3 protein-coding genes and 1 pseudogene are annotated in these 3,587 nt (G+C 34.3%); 1 reads left to right on the forward strand and 3 read right to left on the reverse strand.

Annotated elements, in window-relative coordinates:
* Positions 1-4: 4 nt before the first annotated feature.
* On the reverse strand, positions 5-187 hold the full coding sequence (locus ABZ857_RS43870; RefSeq protein ID WP_357056846.1) for a hypothetical protein: 183 nt from the start codon (positions 185-187) through the stop codon (positions 5-7).
* A gap of 82 nt (positions 188-269) precedes the next feature.
* Between ABZ857_RS43870 and ABZ857_RS43875 the strand changes: the two are divergent.
* Positions 270-1,430 (forward strand): annotated as a pseudogene (locus ABZ857_RS43875) (IS3 family transposase).
* A gap of 177 nt (positions 1,431-1,607) precedes the next feature.
* Here ABZ857_RS43875 and pyrF read toward each other — a convergent pair.
* Both pyrF and tmk read right to left on the reverse strand, forming a co-directional pair.
* Positions 1,608-2,561, reverse strand: coding sequence for an orotidine-5'-phosphate decarboxylase (gene pyrF, locus ABZ857_RS43880; RefSeq protein ID WP_012579076.1), 954 nt, complete (start codon positions 2,559-2,561; stop codon positions 1,608-1,610).
* Positions 2,558-3,157: a dTMP kinase gene (gene tmk / locus ABZ857_RS43885; protein ID WP_349221497.1), complete on the reverse strand. Its 600-nt coding sequence runs from the start codon at positions 3,155-3,157 to the stop codon at positions 2,558-2,560. The genes pyrF and tmk overlap by 4 nt, the downstream gene beginning before the upstream one ends.
* Positions 3,158-3,587: the final 430 nt, after the last annotated feature.

Below are 3,587 nucleotides of genomic sequence, written 5' to 3' on the forward strand. Positions count from 1 at the left end.
CAGGTCACGCATGTAGTACAGCTTGGCCCGGCGGACGTCCCTCGATTGCTTTTTTCAGATACTTCGCTACATTGCGTTTAGAATAGGCTTCTTGTTTGCTAGATACATAAGACAAGTGGTCTTTGACCCCATTCAATCCTCTTAATTCCTTTAGCTCGTCATAAAGCGGATAGACGTTCTTTTGCAAACCTTGGAGCTATACTATAAAAGTGGACAGAAAATTGGGTGTTATAATCTGTCTATTAAGACACAAAAATGAAAGGACTTTTATGTCAGGTTTTAAACGTTACGATGAGGATTTCAAACAATCGCTTGTTAATCTCTATCAAACTGGTAAAACACAAACTGAACTCTGTAAAGATTATGGCGTATCTTCTTCTGCACTTGCAAAATGGATTAAGCAGTACTCTCAAGTGCGTCTTGAAGATAATACGGTGTTGACTGCTAAACAGATTCAAGAATTACAAAAAAGGAATGGCCAACTAGAGGAAGAAAATCTGATCTTAAAAAAAAGCGAGTGCCATATTCATGCAAAACTCCAAGTAAGATTGAAAGCCATCTATCGACTCAGATTTGAACACACGACAGTTATGCTCTGTCGTGTTTTACATGTCAATCGTTCCACCTACTATAACTTTTCATAAACAAGAGGCTTTCGAAGCGTGAAGTAGAAAATCAACGCTTGAGAAAATTACTCCTTGAGATTTATATGAAAGCCAAGAAAAGAATTGGAACGAGAGCTTTTAAAATCATTCTCCTGCGTGATTATGGCGTTAATATTTCTGAAGGCCGTATCTTAAGACTTCTCAAGTCTATGACACTCCCTAAAATGTCAACCATCAAACCTCGTTTTAAATCAAAGAAAGCTCCTGTATTTTCTTCTGATAATCTGCTTAAACAAGAATTTAACCCGAACTCCCCAAATCAAGTTTGGACAACAGATTTCACTTATATCTCTATAGGACCTAAACGACATGTTTATCTCTGTGCTATTCTTGACCTCTACTCAAGGAAATGTATTGCGTGGAAAGTAAGTGATCGAATTGATGCCAAACTCGCCTGTGACACCTTAGAGATAGCTATAAATAAGAGGAAGCCTAAGGAACCAATTATCTTTCATTCGGATCAAGGAAGCCAATTTAAATCAGCTTCCTTTAGAAAGTTATTAGATGAGCATCAATTGCTTGCTTCTTACTCCAAGCCTGGATATCCTTATGATAATGCCGTCACTGAGGTCTTTTTCAAGTATCTTAAACAACGAGAAATTAATCGCAGAACTTATCACTCCATTTAAGAAGTTCAACTCTCTTGCTTTGAATACATCGAACAATTTTATAACAATTATAATCCTCATTCCGCCAACAAGGGTTTAACTCCAAATCAGAAAGAAGAAAATTATTTTAAGAAAATATAGCTCATTTTGTGTCTAAATATTTGACATTGGTCCATAAATGTCAATATCAGAATTTTTATTACCTAAATTTTCAAAAAATGATGTATAAAAAAGCGTTCCTACATCATTATTTGAAGAGGGGGAGTCTATTTTTGTGATAACTTCTTTAAGAGCAACTTCATTTTTTATTAAAATTGACTCTAATATATTTTTTTCAATTTTTCTCCCTCTCCCAATAAACCTTTTTAGATTTTATCAAAGCTTTATTTATTAATCCATTATAATAGTCAACTGCCTCTAAAATAGAATTCTTTACTTCTTGCTCTGATAAACCTGTATCTTTATAAGCATAATCAATTGCTCTTGAACATGTTATGATGGCTCCTAAACCATTATTATCAAACGCTGCGTCTAATAGTTTCACATCTCCTCCTTGATAACCAACTCCTGGGATTAGAAATAAGGTTTTTGGTAAGAGTCTCCTATACTTAGTTAAATCTTCGGGATATGTTGCTCCAATGACAGCTCCAATATCTGAAAATCCATAATTCCCAACTTTATTCGTGCTTTTAATAATATAATCACATACAACTTCAGAGATAGTTTTATTTTCAGAATCCAGTATTTTATCTTGCAATTCTCCTGAAGAAGGATTGCTTGTTTTCACTAAAATAATAGAGCCCTTATCATTTTCTTCTCCTAATTTTATAAATGGGTCTAATCCATCACTTCCCAAGTATGGATTAATTGTTACTGCATCTACAGATAAAGTAGAGCTCCACTCATCAGCTGTATTCTTATAAAAAGTTTCTGCATATGCCTGAGAAGTACTTCCGATATCTCCTCTCTTAGCATCCGCAATAACGATAAGTCTCTTTTTCTTAGCATAATCCACAGTTTTCCAAAAAGCTTCTATTCCATAATAATCATACTTCTCATAGTAAGCAAGTTGAGGTTTTACAGCTGGAACTTTATCTGCCACTATATCAATAATCATTTTATTAAATTCAAAAATAGCGTAGCCTGCTCCTCTAGGGGTCTTTCCATAGATGCTCTCTGCCTTTTTTAAAATATAGCTAGGAAAATTCTCTAAAATGGGATCTAACCCAACACATAGATGAGATTTTGTATTGACTACTTTTTGTATATATCTATCAGAAAACATCATTTATCCATTACCTCGCTTACAAAATTAGTTATTATTTGATGAACTTTGTCAATCCCTACAGTTGAATCAACAAGTAAAGCATTTTTAGGTAAAACATCAAGAAAATTTTGTCTTACTTGGTTAAATACTAACTCATTTTTTTCTTCATACTTTATATCTTCTCCATCCCTTTGACGAACTCTCTCTAAAGCACGCTCTGGAGGAACATCTAAAAACACTGTAACATCTGGAGTAGGAACACCTTTATTAATCATTAGAATTTCTTTGTAGTCTATCCCACGAGCTTTAAAGAACGCTAGTGAACTGTATAAGTATCTATCACATATAATGTTGCTTTCAGATATTTTGGGGAAAATTTCTGAAGTTATCTGATAAGTTCTATCAGCTGCAGCCAATAAAGCAATCGAATACATATTGGGCGCAATACCATTATCCAAATAATCTCTAACTCTTTTATCATTTCTATAGTAATCTGTTGGTTGTTTTGTTGTAAAAACTTTAAGTTTTTTATTTTCAAACCATTGATGTAACATATCAATTTGAGTTGTTTTTCCTGAACCGTCAAGTCCTTCAAAAACTATTAATAAATTTTTCATAGCATTCCTCCATTGATAGTATTGTACCATAACTTGAAAGCACTTATATAAATTAACATAGAATAAATTACGGGTTAATGAACAATAAATGCAAATGATTTTAATAATCTTAATAAGAAAAGAAGAGTGTTCAGAAAATGACCATTTTCTGAACATCTGATAAAAAAGGAAAAACGATTAGAACGCTTTTCTTTTTTATGTCTATTTATTTGATAATAGTCCATTCTATGAAACGTTTAAAAGAACGGACAGAAAATTATCAAGTACACGGTTTTACGGTACTTTGGCTTATGGGGCAAGATTTATGGTTAAAAGACCAAATAACAGAACTTCAAAAAAATTTACCACCGCGATGAGCACGACCGCGAACCGCGCCGCCGGGTCGGCCGCCGCCCAGCGCAGCGCCGCCACCGCCCCCACCGCCTGGATG

The sequence above is a fragment of the Microbispora sp. NPDC046933 genome (assembly GCF_040644635.1).
In the GTDB taxonomy this organism is placed as follows: domain Bacteria; phylum Actinomycetota; class Actinomycetes; order Streptosporangiales; family Streptosporangiaceae; genus Microbispora.